Origin of the sequence: Schaalia sp. HMT-172 (genome assembly GCF_030644365.1) — a bacterium.
Lineage (GTDB): Bacteria > Actinomycetota > Actinomycetes > Actinomycetales > Actinomycetaceae > Pauljensenia.
The window spans coordinates 1,144,685-1,160,647 of record NZ_CP130058.1; the positions used below are offsets into that span (position 1 = coordinate 1,144,685).

Here is a 15,963-nt window from a genome sequence, read left to right on the forward strand (position 1 = left end):
CGCCTAGCGCTGCGCCCGCTCACCGGGATGGGCGGTTGCCTGAGCCAAGAGCTCTCGCAGCCGCCCGTCTCGTAGCGGGCTCACCATCGGTTGGGCCCACGGCAGGGGAGAGTTCCACTCGATCAGGCGCGTCCCCGCTTCGCACAGCTGGGCGCTGATGAGCGAGCTTTCGGACCACGACGCCGCCCTGGCGGCGAGCCCGTCCGTCTCCACCGGCGGCGTGGAGGTCGCCAGCTCGATCCAGGGCGTCGGATCGGCCTGCGGGGGCACGACGACGGAGCTGACGAGACGCCCGAACGAGGCGACGTGCACGATCCATCCCGCTTGCCCCGCGTCCCGGCGAGTCCCCCACACGATGCGGGGCGCCACCAAAATGGGGCGCATCGTGGAGCGTTCCACGCCCGCCATGTAGGCGCTCAGGTCGTCGCGCGCGCGAGCCGCCGGCTCGAAGAGGCCCTGGGCGGCCAGGCGCGTCATCGCCTCGGTGAGAGCGGTGGGAACAATCAGGGAGGTGGCGGCCACGGCCTCGTCGATGAAGGTGGTGGCGTCGCTCGCCCCCGCCTCGTCGAGCGCCCTCCTGATCGCGTCGGCCGCCCGCGTGGCGTGTGCGCGCGTGCCGAAGGGGCCGAGGGCGCGGGGCAGGTCCTCCAGGGACACGGCCCGGGTGACGAGCGCGCGGTGTCCGTCGCGCACCACCCAGTGCTGGCTGGCCTGGCGGCGCGACGCGGAGTTGTAGGGGGGAGCCAGGGTCGCGATGTCGCGCAGCTCCCGGATGCGCGCCTCCAGGACGGAGGAGGTGGGGAAGGAACGGACCCCACAGGCCAGGGACACCATGCGTTGGACCTTCGGGCGCTTCTCCGCGCGCGTGTAGTAACTGCTCACGCGCGAGCGCAGCGACGAGGCCGACCCGACGTAGAGCGTGTCGCCCGACGTATTGACGAAATGGTAGACGCCGGGCGTGGTGGGCAGCTCCGCGACGAAGGGAGGCGTGCTGGGGCGCCGCGACGGGCTGGCCTCGCTGAGCGCCACCAGGTCCTCCACGTCCGTCGCTCCCGCCGAGGCGAGCAGGTCGATGAACCCGAGGAGCACCTCGGCCGTGGCGCGCGCGTCCCCGAGGGCCCGGTGCTCCGGCGTGGTCGCAGTCCCGAAATACGATGCTATCGTCGCGAGCTTGTGGTTGCGCACGAGCGGGCGCGGCAGCGCCAGACGGGCCAGAGCCAGCGTATCGGCCACGCGCGGCTTCGGCCAGGGGCGCCCAGCCGCGCGCGCCGCACGCCGCAGGAAACCCACGTCGAAGGAGGCGTTGTGCGCGACGAGGACGGGGGCGCTCTCCCCGTCGAGTCCTGACCACTCCATGAAACGATCGAGGACGGAGGCTATTGGATCCGCGTCTGCGACCATCGCGGGCGTGATGCCCGTCAGTGACGTAATGAACGGCGGGATGGGGCGCGAGGGGCGCGCGAGGGAGGAAAACTCATCCGTGATACGCCCGTCGCGCACCGAAACCGCGCCGATCTCCGTGATCTCCGCGCCCGCGCCGAGCCCCGTCGTCTCCAGGTCGACGACCACCCAGTGCCCGCGCGAGGCCGGGGTGCCCACCTGGTCGAGGCTCAGCTGAATCTCCGATCTCGCACGTTGAGACAGAGCGTCAGAAACAAGCGCGCGAGCATAGCGTTTGTCAGACTCTTGGGGCGCGATGGTTTCCCCACAATTGCGCACGGGAGTCTGTTTCGTCATAGAGTTGATACTAATTCGAACGCGCGCCCGCGCGCCCGCTGACAATCGAGGAGTCACAGTGGCGTTCTATCAGGCACTCAAGGCGACCGGCAGCCCGATTCTCAAGGCTGCGTACCACCCGTGGATTCGCGGCAAGGAAAACATCCCCGCCGAGGGGCCCGCCATCCTGGCTTCCAACCATAACGCCGTGTGGGACTCCGTCTTTCTCCCGATGATGCTCGACCGTGAGGTTGTCTTCATGGGCAAGGCGGACTACTTCACGGGAACGGGTGTGAAGGGCTGGATGACCAAGGAGTTCATGCGCGCCGTGGGCACGATCCCCGTTGATCGCACGGGCGGGCGAGCCTCCGAGGGGGCGCTCAACGCCGGCCTCAAGCGCCTGCGTGACGGCGAACTCTTCGGCATCTATCCCGAGGGCACGCGCAGTCCAGACGGGCGCCTCTACCGCGGAAAGACCGGCGTGGCCCGCCTCGCGCTCCTGTCCGGTGCCCCCGTCATCCCCGTCGCCATGATCGGCACGCACGCCGCGCAGCCGATCGGCCAGAAGATCCCCTCTCGTACCAACATCGGCATGGTGATTGGCGAGCCCCTCGACTTCTCGCGCTACAAGGGCTTGCATAAGGACCGCTACGTGCTGCGCGCGATTACCGACGAGATCATGTACAACCTGATGCTCCTGTCCGGCCAGGAGTACGTCGACCTGTACGCCGCCGACGTCAAGGCGCAGCTGGCAGCCGAGGGCGCCTTCGAGGGGCCGGTTCCCTCCAACGGCCGCCCCGCGCCGGGTGGACGCACCGCTCCCGACGTCCCCGTGCCGACCGCTCCCGAGGAGGAGAGCGCCGAGGAGGAGAGCGCCGACAAGGAGTAATCTGCTCCGATTCGCCGCGGCGGTTGGTGGCGCGCATCGGCGTTTCGTGGGACGGGCGTCCTTGGCGAAACGCGGTGTGGGCCGGGTAGAATGAACTGTGCCCTGCACGCGCGCGCGCCCGTTCACTAGGCAGCCCCATCGGGCAGCCGGGGTGACGCTGGCCGCGTATGCGCGCGCGGGGCCGTCCCCAACCAACCTGAGAAAGGTGACATTCATGTCGGTCCGTCGTGTTGCCCTGCTGACCGCAGGTGGCTTCGCCCCGTGCCTGTCCTCCGCCGTCGGCGGACTCATTGAGCGCTACAACGAAATTGATCCCACCGTTGAGATCATCGCCTACCAGAACGGCTACCACGGCCTGCTCACCGGCAACTACGTGCTGGTGGACGAGGAAGCGCGCAAGCACGCCGCCGTCCTGCACCGCTTCGGCGGCTCGCCGATCGGTAACTCCCGCGTCAAGCTGACGAACAAGAAGAACCTCGTCGAGCGCGGCCTCGTGTCCGAGGACGAGGACCCGCTGCAGAAGGCCGCCGAGCAGCTGCGCGCCGACGGCGTCGACGTCCTGCACACGATCGGTGGCGACGACACCAACACGACGGCCGCCGACCTGGCCGCCTACCTGGAGGAGCACGACTACCACCTCACCGTCGTGGGCCTGCCCAAGACGATCGACAACGACGTTGTGCCGATCCGCCAGTCCCTGGGCGCCTGGACCGCTGCCGAAGAGGTCTCGGAGTACTCCCAGAACGTCATCGGCGAGCATCGTTCCAACCCCCGCATGCTCATCATCCACGAGATCATGGGCCGCCACTGCGGTTGGCTCACCGCCGCGGGCTCGTTGCGCTACCACGAGTGGCTCAAGACCCAGGAGTGGGTGCCCTCGATCGGCCTGTCCAAGGAGCGTTGGGACATCCACGCCATCTTCCTGCCCGAGATGAAGATCGACCTGGACGCCGAGGCGAAGCGCCTGAAGGCCATCATGGACGAGCAGGGCAACGTCAACATCTTCCTGTCCGAGGGCGCCGGCGTCCCCGAGATTATCGCGGAGATCGAGGCCGCCGGTGGCGAGGTTCAGCGCGACCCCTTCGGTCACGTCAAGCTCGACACGATCAACCCCGGCCAGTGGTTTGCCAAGCAGTTCGCCGAGAAGATCGACGCCGAGAAGGTCATGGTTCAGAAGTCCGGCTACTTCTCGCGTTCCTCTCGCGCGAACGCCGACGACCTGCGCCTCATCAAGTCGATGACCGACCTGGCCGTCGAGTGCGCGTTCAAGGGCGAGTCCGGTGTCATCGGACACGACGAAGAGGACGACGATCGTCTGAAGGCCATCGCCTTCCCGCGCATCGCGGGCGGTAAGCCTTTCGACATCTCGGCTCCGTGGTTCCTCGAGATGATGGCCGAGATCGGCCAGAGCGTCGAGCCGGCTGGCGAGTGAGTCGCTTCGCGTGATTCCTTCGATCACTCCCGGACGCGGCGGCGAGCCCGTGCGCAAGCCGCGCTCCCGCCGCGTCCCCGAGCGTCTGTGGTCGCCCGAGTCCGGGGAGCGCGCTCCCTGGGACACGTGGCGCGGCCTGGACGCTGCCCAACAACCCTCGTATGCGGATGCCGAGTCTGTAGCCGAGGTGACGGCTCAGCTGCGCCGTCAGCCGCCTCTCGTGTTCGCGGGCGAGGTCGATGACCTACGCACGTGGATGGGTGCGGCGTCGCGCGGCGAGGCCTTCGTCCTCATGGGGGGCGACTGCGCGGAGACGTTCGCGGAGGCGACGGCCGACCACGTGCGTTTGAAGATCCAGACGCTGCTGCAGATGGCCGTCGTGCTCACCTACGGCGCGTCGTTGCCGGTCATTAAGGTCGGGCGCATCGCCGGTCAGTACGCCAAGCCTCGTTCCTCCGACGTGGAGACGCGAGACGGCGTGACGCTGCCGAGCTATCGCGGTGACGCCGTCAACTCCTTCGAGTTCACGCCCGAGTCGCGTGAGCCCGACCCGCTCCGGCTCCTGGCCCTGTACAACCATGCGGCCTCGACGCTGAACCTGATCCGTGCCTTCACGAAGGGTGGCTACGCGGATCTGCGTCAGGTGCACCGCTGGAACCAGGGTTTCATGTCGAACCCGGCCTACGCGCGCTACGAGTCGCTGGCCGAAGACATCCATCGCGCGATCAAGTTCATGGGTGCCGCCGGCGTCGACTTCGAGACTCTGCGCGACGTGGACCTGTATTCGTCGCATGAGGCCCTGCTCCTGGAGTATGAGTCCGCGATGACGCGCATCGATTCGCGCACGGGCGAGCCCTACAACACGTCCGCTCACTTCCTGTGGGCGGGGGAGCGCACGCGCGAGGAGGAGGGCGCTCACATCGAGCTGCTCTCGCGCGTGCGTAACCCGATTGGGGTCAAGCTTGGACCGTCCACGACGCGCGACCAGATGCTCTCGCTCGTCGACCGGCTGAACCCGGATGGTGAGGATGGGCGCCTGTCGTTCATCACGCGCATGGGTGCGGGGCGCATCCGCGAGGCGCTGCCTCCGCTGCTTGAAGCCGCGCGCGAGGATGGCCGTCCGATCACGTGGATGACGGATCCGATGCATGGCAACACGATCACGTCGTCGACCGGCTACAAGACGCGCCGCTTTGAAACGGTCATGGACGAGGTTCGTGGCTTCTTCGAGGCTCACGAGGCCGCGGGCACGGTTCCCGGCGGCCTGCACGTGGAGCTGACGGGCGACGACGTGACCGAGGTGATCGGCGGGTCCGAACGCATCGACGAACAGTCGCTGCGCGACCGCTACGAGACCCTCGTCGATCCGCGCCTGAATCACCAGCAGAGCCTGGAGATGGCCTTCCAGGTCGCCCAGTATCTGGCGAATGGCTCCTCCCACGAGGGCTGACGTCGCTGCGGCTGATATGAAGGAACTCCGGCCTCGTCTGTGATGGACGAGGCCGGAGTCCGTTTATGCGTGCGTCCCAGGCGGCGGGTGCTCAGACGATCGTGATGGTCACGGTCGAGCCCTTCTTGGTCATGGTGCCCGCGGCCGGATCGGAGGAGCGGACCGTTCCGAAGAATCCGCCGAGGATGGCTTCCTCCTTGACGGTGAATCCGGCACTCTCTAGGCGCGAGCGCGCCTCCTCGCGCTGGAGCCCGACGACGTCGGGGATAGCGACCTTTTCGGGGCCCTTGGACACCGTGTAGGCGACAGAGTCCCCGCGGTAGAGCGTAGAGCCCTCGCGGGTCTGCTGCGAGATGACCTGGCCCTCGGCGACAGTGTCGGAGTAGGCGTCGGTGGGCGCGGCGACGAGGCCGAGGTCCTCGATGGCGCTCTTCGCCGCGCTCGCGCTCAGGCCGCTCAGGGTGGGAACGGTCAGGGGCTGGCGGCCCTTGGACAGGACGATGTCGACGGCAGAGTCGTGCGCGAGCGAGGTGCCGGCGGCGACCGACTGCGAGATGACCTGGCCCTGGGGGACGTCCTCGGAGTAGGCGTCGGTGACGGCTCCGACGGCCAGGCCGGCCTCGGTGAGGGAGTGCTGGGCCTCGTCCTGGCTCTTGCCCGTCAGCTCGGGGACGGTCTTCATGTCTACGCCTTTGGAGACGTAGAGCTGGACCTGCGCGCGCTTGTGGACGGAGGAGCCGCCCTCCGGGTCGGAGCGCGTGACCGAGCCGGTGTCGATGTCGTCGGAGAACTCCTCCTCGACCTGTGTGTGTAGGCCGAGCGCGTCGAGGTCGGCCTGTACGTCGGTCAGCGTGCGCCCCGTCGTCTCGGGCATTGTGAGGTAGGAGCCGGGCCCGTACTCGGTCCACCACCAGCGCCCGCCGAGACCTGCGACGACGAGGAGGAGCACGACGAGCACGATCCACGCGGCGGCGCGCGTGGACTTCTTCGGGGGCGAGGCCGCCGCCGCGACCTGCGTCGCACCGGAGGTGTGCACGAGTGCGACGCTGCTGGAAGCGGGCGCGGGCAGGGGCCTCGTGAATTGGGCGGGCATGATCTCCGTGTTCAGGGCGCCCGTCTCTAAGGCGCGGTGGCGCTCCTCGGGAGCGACGTCCGCGCGGCGGTTCGCCAGGTCAGAGGGGATGGCAGCCGCCGCTCGCGCGACGAGGTCGATCGCGTCGGAAGCGTCGGCGGGACGGTTCGCGGGCTCGCGCGCCGTGAGAGCGGCGACGAGGTCGTCGATCTCGCGGGGGATCCAGGGCTGCGCGGCGGACGGGCTGGGCACGTTGTCGGAGACGTGGTGCGAGGCGATCTGCAGGGGGGACTCGCCCGCCCACGGCACGGCGCCGGTGAGCATCTCGTAGAGCATGATGCCCACGGAGTAGATGTCGGAGCGCGCGTCGGCCTCGGCGGTCGTGGCGATCTCGGGCGCGATGTACGCCACGGTCCCGAGCATGTTGCCGGTCGAGGACATCGAGACCTCGGAGGCCGCTCGGGCCAGGCCGAAATCGGTGACCTTGGCGGGGCCGTCGGTGGGCACGAGGATGTTCTCGGGTTTGATGTCGCGGTGGATGACGCCGACGCGGTGGGCGGCACGCAGAGCTTCGAGCGTGTCGGCCGTATAGCGCAGCGCCTGGGGGATCGTGAAGGCGCCCTGCGCGCGCAGGAGCTGGCGCAGGTTCGTGCCGTCGATGAGTTCCATGACCAGGAATCCCTGGCCCGTCACGATACCCTGGTCAAAGACCGAGACGACGCCGGGGTGCACGATGCGCGCGGCCGAGCGCGCCTCGCGGCGGAAACGCTCGACGAATGCGTCAGAGTCTGCCAGGTGCGGGTGCATCACTTTGAGGGCGACGGGCCGGTCGAGTCGCTCATCTTGGGCGACGTACACGGTAGCCATGCCGCCGCGGGCCAGCCTGCGGGTGACCCGGTATCGTTCGTCGACCAGCAGGCCGATCAACGGATCGGTTTGGTCGAATGTTCTCTCGTCACTCACCTGGTTGATTCTATGGGAGTTTTCGTCAAATCAGTGGAGGTGCGGGCCTCGGTGCGGCGTTGAGATGGGGTAGTCTTGCCCCTATGACCAGTGCTGATATCTCCCTGTTGTCCGCCGACGAGGTGTGCCGTCTGCTCGGCATTGAAGAACGCCGCCTCAAGCAGCTGATCCGCGATCGCGTCCTGATCGAGGCACGCACGGCGCGCGGAGAGCGCGGGATCCCGCGCGAGGTGATCGTCAAGGGCGCCGACGGCTGGGAGCCCCTGCCGGTCCTTCAGGGAACGCTCACGCTCCTCGCGGATGACGGCTTCACGCCCGAGGAGGCCCTGGAGTGGCTCTACACGCTCCAGGATGAGCTGGGCGAGCGACCGATCGACGCGATGACGTCGGGGCGCCACCACCGGGTCAACCGCATCGCCTCGACCCTGGCCTTCTGAGCCGCGTTCCCGGCGCCTAAGCGCGCCGGGAGGTGAGAATGTCGCACAGCTCGCGCAGCATGCCCGAGGCCTGCGGCGCGAATTGCGCGGCGTCGAGCGTGCGGTGGCCCTCCTCGACCAGGCGCGCGATTTCCTCTTCGTGGGCGCCCCGGCCGTTGCTGTGAACGATCTGCGTGGCTCGCGCGATCTGCTCCGGCGAGGCGGTGGCGACTCCGAGCACTTCGGTGAGAGCCTCGCGTTCGGCGGGGGAGGAGGCCGCCCAGGTCAGAGCAAGCAGCACGGTGCGCTTGCCCTCGCGCAGGTCGTCTCCCGCTGGCTTGCCGGTTACCTGGGGATCCCCGAAGACTCCGAGGTCGTCATCGCGCAGCTGGAAGGCCAGGCCCCACGGGGTGAGGACCTCCTCGAGGGTGTCGGCGAGCGCGGCTCCGGCCTCGACGCTGGCCGCCCCGCAGATCGCGCCCAGAATCGCCGGGTGGACGACCGAATAGTGGGCCGACTTGTGGAGGGCGACTTCGAGGGAGTCGCTCGTGCGCAGGGCATCCGAGCGCTGCGGGTCGAGGGGCGCCTGTTCGGCCGCAATATCCAGGTATTGGCCCAGCGCCACCTCCGCGTGCATGTCGGCGAAGCGTCGCGTGAACGCTTCGGCGCGTTCATCACCGAGGCTCAGAGCCTGGCGGTCGGCCGCCGCGGCCGCCGCGGAAAAGAGGAAGTCGCCGACGAGGATTGCGCCGTGGCGGCCAAAGTCGGTCGATGAGCCGATCCACGATCGCCGGGCGTGGTGCTCGGCGAGGGTCCTGTGTGGCGTGGGCATGCCGCGGCGCTCGTTCGCGTTGTCGATGATGTCGTCGTGCACGAGGGCGCTGGCCTGGTACAGCTCCAGCGCGGCGCCCAGGTCGGGGATGTCCACCTCCTCGAGGGGGATGTGTGCCCCTAGGCAATACCCGACGTGCGCCATGAGGGCGCGGAAGCGCTTGCCACCGACGACGGAGGCGAGCACCGCCTCGGAGAACTCCTCGGAGCGGATGCCGGCGCCGGCGCGTGCGAGCAGACCCGCGAGACTAGAGGCCGTGGCCTCGTCGATGCGGGGACGCAGCGCGGAGAAACTGTCGCTCAGACTCATGTGCCCACTCTAACGGACCGGGGCGTGAGCGCGCGGGGCGCAGGCGGGTCAGATTCACACCTACCGTCAGGAAAACTACGGGGCGAGGCACTAGACTGGCGCTGGTATGCCGATTTGCAATCGGCTCTGTTGTGCATGCCCATCAACGAAAGGGACCCGTGTGAGTGCATCGCGCGCTTCGGCAAAGGACTCCGCGACGAACGAGGAAACCCCGGAGGTGAAGGCCCCCGCGAAGAAGACCACCCGCGCCAAGAAGGCGACGGCGTCTGCCGACGCGGCCTCGGCCCCCGAGGAGAAGAAGTCCGCCGCTAAGAAGCCCGCTGCCAAGAAGGCCCCCGCGAAGAAGGCTGCCGCCACGAAGACCAAGAAGAAGGCGACCGAGGCCGGCGTCGACAAGCCCGCCGCCAAGAAGCCGCGCGGGCGCAAGAAGAAGGACGCCGAGGCCGTCGAGGAGGTCGCGGTCGATCTGGAGGTCACCGAAGAGGAGGAATTGGAGCCTACCGGCGAGGATCTCGAGGATCCCGAACTCGATACTGACGCTGAGGACGAGGCCGTGGCTGAGGTCGAGGAGGAGCCGGAGGAGGAAGACTCGAAGGTGAGCGAGGGCGCCGCACTGCGCGAGCGCACGAACACCGGCATCCATGTGAAGGGTGGATTCGTCGTCTCCGATTCCGACGAAACGGACGAGCCCGTCCAGCAGGTCACCGTCGCCGGCGCGACCGCCGATCCCGTCAAGGACTACCTCAAACAGATCGGTAAGGTCTCCCTGCTGAACGCCGAGCAGGAAGTCGACCTGGCCCGCCGCATCGAGGCCGGCCTGTACGCCGAGTTCAAGCTGAAGAACCAGGCTGATGAGATGACCAGCCGCGAGCGCCGCGAGCTGCACTTCCTCGCCCAGGACGGCCAGCAGGCGAAGAACCACCTGCTCGAGGCCAACCTGCGTCTGGTTGTGTCCCTGGCCAAGCGCTACACCGGGCGCGGCATGCAGTTCCTGGACCTGATCCAGGAGGGTAATCTCGGTCTGATCCGTGCGGTCGAAAAGTTCGACTACACGAAGGGCTACAAGTTTTCCACCTACGCCACGTGGTGGATTCGTCAGGCAATCACCCGCGCGATGGCCGATCAGGCGCGCACGATCCGCATCCCCGTGCACATGGTTGAGGTCATCAACAAGCTGGCGCGCGTCCAGCGCCAGATGTTGCAGGACCTGGGCCGCGAACCTACCCCCGAGGAGCTCGCTAAGGAGCTCGACATGACCGCTGAGAAGGTCGTCGAGGTCCAGAAGTACGGGCGCGAGCCCATCTCGCTGCACACGCCCCTGGGCGAGGACGGCGACTCCGAGTTCGGTGATCTCATCGAGGACTCGGAGGCCATCGTGCCCGCCGACGCCGTGTCCTTCACGCTCCTGCAGGAACAGCTCCACCACGTGCTCGACACGCTGTCGGAGCGAGAGGCTGGCGTCGTGTCGATGCGCTTTGGCCTGGGCGATGGGCAGCCTAAGACGCTGGACGAGATCGGTAAGGTCTACGGCGTGACGCGCGAGCGCATCCGCCAGATCGAATCTAAGACGATGTCGAAGCTGCGCCACCCCTCGCGTTCGCAGGTGCTGCGCGACTACCTCGACTGACGCCGCTGGCGTTGCTTGACGGGGCCGGGAACACGATGTTCCCGGCCCCGTCAACATTGTCACAAAGCGGTCAGGATCGGGTGCCTTTGTCGCTTTTGAGGGGCGGGTAGGGCAGGATGAAGACATGCTTGAGGGTGCAATGATTCTTGTCCTGACCGTCGTCCTGGTTCTCGTTGTCGCGACCGGAGTCGTGGCCGTGCTGGCGCTCTCGCGACGCAGCGCGGACGACTGGAAGGGCGTCATCAAGCGTGAGGGTGAGGAGATCCGGGAGGACGTGAAGACTCACTCGTTGCCTAAGCGCGCCTCCTCCTCCGACGATGGGCCCGTCGTGCCCCGAACCGCCTCCCTGCAGTCCCTCCTGCAGTCCGCCGATTCCTCGAACGCCTACTTCGACGCTGATCGGCTTCCGGGTATCGACCGCCTCGAGAACGTGACTGAGCGCGTCAGTGGCCGCTTCGAGCGCGGCCGCAAGGGAAGCGCTGAGGCCGCCCGCTCGGACGGGCCCGCGCGGTCGTGACGGTTCTCGCGTTGTCCTAGCGATGCGTCCATGGGAGATAATGTCCCCATGGACGCATTTGTTTCACTCTTTCAATCGCCGTGGGCGGTCGTCGTCGCACTGGTGGTCACCGTACTGATCGGCGTTGCCATCCGCCTCGCCGTGAGCGCCCGGCACCGCCGCAGCGACGACGTGACCGCGCGGCTCGACACCCCGGCGCCCGTGGGCGCCGACACGCCAGAACCAACCGAATCCGACGAAGACGGGGGAGACGAACCACGCGCAGGTCCCGAGGTCGCCGAGGAAACCGAGTCGGCCGTCGGGGAACAGCCTGCCGCTTCCGTCGAACGCCCCGAACCCGTGCGCGGGCGCATGGAGCGTCTGCGCGAGCGCCTCGCCTCCTCCGGTTCCCTGGGCCGCGCCATCCTTGGCGTGCTCAGCCGCGGCCAGCTCAGCGCGGCCGACTGGGAGGAAATCGAGGAATCCCTGCTCATCGCGGATCTTGGCCTGGAGGCCACGGACTCTCTCATGGAGGCGCTCAAGCGCCGCGTCGCCGTCGAGTCCACGACTAACGAGGCGCGCATCCGCGAGATCCTGCGCGAGGAGCTCCTGGCCCTCGTCGACCCCGACATGGATCGCTCCCTGAACCTGACCCGCCCGGAGGTAGACGGTGCCGCGAGGCCCGCCGTTGTCCTCATGGTGGGCGTCAATGGCACCGGCAAGACCACGACCGTTGGTAAGCTCGCCCGCATCCTCGTCGCGGAGGACAAGTCCGTCCTCCTGGGCGCCGCCGACACCTTCCGCGCGGCCGCCGCCGACCAGCTGGCCACCTGGGGCGAGCGCGTGGGCGTCGATGTCGTGCGCTCCGACCGCGAGGGCGCCGACCCGGCATCCGTCGCCTTCGAGGCCGTGCGTGAGGGAATCTCGCGCGATGTGGACGTCGTCCTCGTCGATACCGCGGGCCGCCTGCAGAACAAGTCGACCCTGATGGACGAGCTCGGCAAGATCAAGCGCGTCATGGAAAAGCAGGTGCCCGTCTCCGAGGTCCTCCTCGTCCTGGACGCCACCACCGGCCAGAACGGCATGAAGCAGGCCGAGGTCTTCGCGGAGGCGACCGGGGTGACCGGCATCGTTTTGACGAAGCTCGACGGCTCCGCCAAGGGCGGCATCGTCGTCTCGGTCCAGCGTGCCCTCGGCGTGCCCGTCAAGTTCGTCGGCCTCGGCGAGGGAGCGGACGATCTCGCCCCCTTCGACCCCGCGGGCTTTGTCGACGCCATCGTGGGCAGGGCCTAGCCTCGCGCTCACGCCCACCTCACCCTCCTCGGCCCCGGTCAGACATACGACCGGGGCCGAGGTGCGCTAACCTGGCCTAGTACTGTCGCCATCTTGGGAGAGAACACGTGTTTGGAAACCTGTCAGATCGCCTGACCCAATCCTTCCGCACCCTGCGCAGCCGCGGGGTCCTGACCGAGTCGGACGTCGATCAGGCGATTTCCGACATCCGTCGCGCCCTCATCGACGCGGACGTCGCGCTCCCCGTCGTTCGCCAGTTCACCACCCAGGTGCGCGAGAAGGCCTACGGCGCGGCGCGCTCGAAGGCCCTCAACCCCGGCCAGCAGGTTGTCTCTATCGTCCACGAGGAGCTCGTGGAGATCCTGGGTGGCGCGACGCGCGAGCTCGCCTTCGCCGAGTCCGGTCCCACCGTCTTCATGCTCGCTGGCCTCCAGGGCGCCGGTAAGACGACGCTCGCCGGAAAGCTGGGTAAGTGGCTGCGTGAGGAAGGCAAGACCGTCCTCCTCGTCGCATCCGACCTCCAGCGCCCCAACGCCGTCCAGCAGCTTCAGGTCGTCGGTGAACGCGCCGGCGTGAAGGTGTGGGCACCCGAGCCGGGCAACGGCGTGGGCAACCCGGTCGAGGTCGCGAGAAGCGGCGTCGAGTTCGCCCGCCAGAGCGGCATCAACGTCGTCATCGTCGACACCGCCGGCCGCCTGGGCGTCGACCAGGAGATGATGGACCAGGCGATCGCGATCCGCGACGCGGTGCGCCCCCACGAAATCATGTTCGTCCTGGACGCCATGGTCGGTCAGGACGCGGTCACCACCTCCACGGCCTTCCGTGACGGCGTCGGCTTCACCGGCGTCGTCCTGTCCAAGCTCGATGGCGACGCGCGAGGCGGCGCGGCCCTGTCCGTGCGCGGCGTGACCGGCGCGCCTATCCTCTTTGCCTCCACCGGCGAGGGCCTCGACGATTTCGAGCGATTCCACCCGGATCGTATGGCCGGGCGCATCCTCGACATGGGCGACATCCTCACCCTCATCGAGCAGGCCGAAAAGAAGATGGACGCGGAGGAGGCCGAAAAGGTCGCTTCCAAGGCCCTGGCTGGCCAGCTGACCCTCGCCGACTTCCTGAGCCAGCTCCAGCAGATCAAGAAGCTCGGCTCGATGAAGAAGATGCTCGGCATGATCCCGGGCGCCGCGCAGCTGCGAGACCAGATCGAGAACTTCGACGAGCGTGAGGTCGACCGCGTCGAGGCCATCGTCCGTTCGATGACCCCCGCGGAGCGCGAGGACGTGTCCATCCTCAACGGCTCCCGCCGCGCGCGCATCGCCCGCGGTTCGGGTACGACCGTCGCCGAGGTGAACCAGCTCGTTCAGCGTTTCGAGGCGGCCCGCGAGATGATGGGTCAGATGGGTCAGATGGGCGGGGGAATGCCTGGAATGGGCGCCATGCCCGGACGCGGCGGCAAGGCCAAGCAGAAGGCGAACGCCCGCAAGGCTCAGGCCCAGCGCGCCCGCATGAAGAAGAAGGCGCGTTCGGGCAATCCCGCCAAGCGCCGCCAGCAGGAGCTCGAAGCCATGCTGCCCCCGTCCGAGCGCAGCGCCCCGCAGGGCTCCTCCTTCGGTGCTCCGGCCCCCGCTCCGCGTCCGACGATCGATGATCTGCCCGACGACGTCAAGCGCATGCTCGGACAGCTCTGATCCGATGATCCTTACCGGCGTCGGCCTGTGGGCCCAGGACGCGGCCGCTCGCCCGCGGTGGGTGAGCGGCACGTGGTCGCTCGAGGGCGGGACAATTCGCCGCGTGAGCGAAGACGAGCGCCCCCGCGCACGTCACGCGGGATTCATCCTGCCGGGCCTGGTCGACGCCCACTGTCACATCGGCTATTCAAAGACCGGCGCCGTTGACGCCGACGAGATGGCACGCCAGGCGGCGCTCACGCTCGCCAGTGGCGTAACGCTCGTGCGCGACTGCGGGGTGCCCGTTGACAACTCGGGCGTGCAGGCGCTGGCTGGCCCCCGCCTCATCCGTTGCGGGCGACACGTCGCCCGCCCCAAGCGCTACATGCGCGACTTGCCCATCGACGTCCACGACCAGTCGGAGCTGCCGGGGGTCCTGACATCCATGGCGGAGAGCTCCGACGGGTGGGTCAAGATCGTCGGCGACTGGATCGACCGCTCGGCCGGCGCCGACGCCGATCTCATGCCCCTGTGGGACCCGTCGGTGCTCGTCGACGCCGTCGCAGCCGTTCACGAGGCCGGGGCGCGCATCGCGGTCCACGCCTTCTCTCACCGGGTCATCGACTCTCTCATCGAGGCCGGAGTCGACGACATTGAACACGGCACCGGTATCGATCGCGATCAGGCCAGCGAGATCGCTGCTCGCGGCATCGCGGTGACGCCGACACTGCGCCAGGTCGAGCTCTTCGCCGACTTCGCCGAGCAAGCCGGCTCGAAATACCCCGTCTACGCCGCCACCATGCGCGCCATGTTCGAGGAGCGGCGCGACCACTTCCAGATGCTCATCGACTCCGGGGTGCTGCTGCTGCAGGGCACGGATTCGGGCGGCTACCAGCAGCACGGCTCTATCGCGGGTGAGCTGGCCCTGTGGTCGAGCTGGGGCGCCAGCGCTCAGCTCATCATCGACGCCTCCACCTGGGTGAGCCAGCGCTACCTGGGGCGCCCCGGCCTCGTCGAGGGAGGAGAGGGCGACCTCATCGTGCTCGATGAGGATCCGCGCATCGATCCGGTGGCCCTCGCGCGTCCCAGCGCCGTGTACGTCGGGGGAGAGCGTGCGTGGGTGCGCCCGTAAGCGCGGCCTCGACGTGATCGATTTAACCGCGCCGCTGCGGTGGGCTCGGGGGCCCCATGTGGGAATCCGTCCTGGAATGTGGCATAATCGCTAGCTGTACCCGGCGATTCGTAGACCCTCTCACTGCGTGTCGCCGTGTCCCGGTCCGATGCGACCCCTGTGTTTCCCACCTTGGGACGCAAAGGTCCACCCCAATTCTGAAATGGAGAGACCACACAAGTGGCAGTTCGAATTCGCCTGAAGCGCGTGGGTAAGATCCACGCCGCCCAGTACCGCGTCGTCGTCGTCGATTCCCGCAAGAAGCGTGACGGCCGCGTCATCGAAGAGGTCGGCTACTACGATCCTCAGCCCAACCCGTCGATCATCCGCATCGACTCTGAGCGCGCCCAGTACTGGCTCGGCGTCGGCGCTCAGCCCTCCGACCAGGTCCGCAACCTGCTGGTCCTGACCGGTGACATCGCTAAGTTCAACGGCAAGGCCGACGCGGTTTCCCGCGTCAAGGTCTCCGAGAACGACAAGGCCGCCCAGGCCGAGCAGGCCGTCAAGGACGCCGAGGCTGCGGCCGAGAAGTCCAAGGCCGCCGCCTCCGCGAAGAAGGCCGAGGAAGAGGCCGCTGCTGCCGCCGCCGAGGCCGAGAAGGCTTCCGAAGAAGCCGCCGGAGAGGATGCCTGA

Annotated in this window: 13 protein-coding genes; 10 read left to right on the top strand and 3 right to left on the bottom strand. The window is 68.0% G+C overall.

Annotated elements, in window-relative coordinates; all coding sequences use genetic code 11:
• Positions 1–3 precede the first annotated feature (3 nt).
• Positions 4–1,737 (bottom strand): exonuclease domain-containing protein, encoded by a 1,734-nt coding sequence (locus QU663_RS04760; RefSeq protein ID WP_021611804.1) that lies wholly within the window; start codon positions 1,735–1,737, stop codon positions 4–6.
• A 58-nt stretch (positions 1,738–1,795) separates the two neighbouring features.
• Here QU663_RS04760 and QU663_RS04765 point away from each other — a divergent pair, with 58 nt between their 5' ends.
• The 3 genes from QU663_RS04765 (at position 1,796) to QU663_RS04775 (ending at position 5,487) form a co-directional block, all read left to right on the top strand.
• On the top strand, positions 1,796–2,605 hold the full coding sequence (locus QU663_RS04765) for a 1-acyl-sn-glycerol-3-phosphate acyltransferase (protein WP_021611803.1): 810 nt from the start codon (positions 1,796–1,798) through the stop codon (positions 2,603–2,605).
• A gap of 214 nt (positions 2,606–2,819) precedes the next feature.
• The gene (locus QU663_RS04770) at positions 2,820–4,037 is read left to right on the top strand and encodes a pyrophosphate--fructose-6-phosphate 1-phosphotransferase (RefSeq protein WP_021611802.1); all 1,218 of its coding nucleotides are present in this window, start codon (positions 2,820–2,822) and stop codon (positions 4,035–4,037) included.
• A gap of 10 nt (positions 4,038–4,047) precedes the next feature.
• Entirely contained in the window at positions 4,048–5,487 is a 1,440-nt protein-coding gene (locus QU663_RS04775; RefSeq protein WP_034481184.1) for a class II 3-deoxy-7-phosphoheptulonate synthase, read from the top strand.
• Positions 5,488–5,578: 91 nt separating this feature from the next.
• Here the strand turns inward: QU663_RS04775 and pknB are convergent, their stop codons facing one another.
• Entirely contained in the window at positions 5,579–7,522 is a 1,944-nt protein-coding gene (gene pknB / locus QU663_RS04780; protein ID WP_021611800.1) for a Stk1 family PASTA domain-containing Ser/Thr kinase, read from the bottom strand.
• Between the two features lie 83 nt (positions 7,523–7,605).
• On the opposite strand from pknB, the gene QU663_RS04785 reads away from it, so the two are divergent.
• The gene (locus QU663_RS04785; RefSeq protein ID WP_009059170.1) at positions 7,606–7,959 is read left to right on the top strand and encodes an Rv2175c family DNA-binding protein; all 354 of its coding nucleotides are present in this window, start codon (positions 7,606–7,608) and stop codon (positions 7,957–7,959) included.
• Between the two features lie 16 nt (positions 7,960–7,975).
• On the opposite strand, the gene QU663_RS04790 is transcribed toward QU663_RS04785, so the two are convergent.
• Positions 7,976–9,079 carry a polyprenyl synthetase family protein gene (locus tag QU663_RS04790; RefSeq protein ID WP_021611799.1) on the bottom strand — a complete coding sequence of 368 codons (1,104 nt, stop codon included), beginning with the start codon at positions 9,077–9,079 and terminating at the stop codon, positions 7,976–7,978.
• Positions 9,080–9,239: 160 nt separating this feature from the next.
• Between QU663_RS04790 and QU663_RS04795 the strand changes: the two genes are divergently transcribed.
• The 6 genes from QU663_RS04795 to rpsP all read left to right on the top strand — a co-directional run bounded on the left by QU663_RS04795 (position 9,240) and on the right by rpsP (position 15,963).
• Entirely contained in the window at positions 9,240–10,706 is a 1,467-nt protein-coding gene (locus QU663_RS04795; RefSeq protein ID WP_021611798.1) for an RNA polymerase sigma factor, read from the top strand.
• Positions 10,707–10,830: 124 nt separating this feature from the next.
• Positions 10,831–11,223 carry a hypothetical protein gene (locus QU663_RS04800; RefSeq protein ID WP_021611797.1) on the top strand — a complete coding sequence of 131 codons (393 nt, stop codon included), beginning with the start codon at positions 10,831–10,833 and terminating at the stop codon, positions 11,221–11,223.
• A 48-nt stretch (positions 11,224–11,271) separates the two neighbouring features.
• Complete coding sequence (gene ftsY / locus QU663_RS04805) at positions 11,272–12,495, top strand: signal recognition particle-docking protein FtsY (RefSeq protein WP_021611796.1); 1,224 nt, start codon at positions 11,272–11,274, stop codon at positions 12,493–12,495.
• 107 nt (positions 12,496–12,602) lie between these two features.
• Positions 12,603–14,180, top strand: coding sequence for a signal recognition particle protein (gene ffh / locus QU663_RS04810; protein WP_021611795.1), 1,578 nt, complete (start codon positions 12,603–12,605; stop codon positions 14,178–14,180).
• 4 nt (positions 14,181–14,184) lie between these two features.
• Positions 14,185–15,291 carry an amidohydrolase family protein gene (locus QU663_RS04815; RefSeq protein ID WP_021611794.1) on the top strand — a complete coding sequence of 369 codons (1,107 nt, stop codon included), beginning with the start codon at positions 14,185–14,187 and terminating at the stop codon, positions 15,289–15,291.
• A 219-nt stretch (positions 15,292–15,510) separates the two neighbouring features.
• Positions 15,511–15,963 carry a 30S ribosomal protein S16 gene (rpsP, locus tag QU663_RS04820; protein WP_034481181.1) on the top strand — a complete coding sequence of 151 codons (453 nt, stop codon included), beginning with the start codon at positions 15,511–15,513 and terminating at the stop codon, positions 15,961–15,963.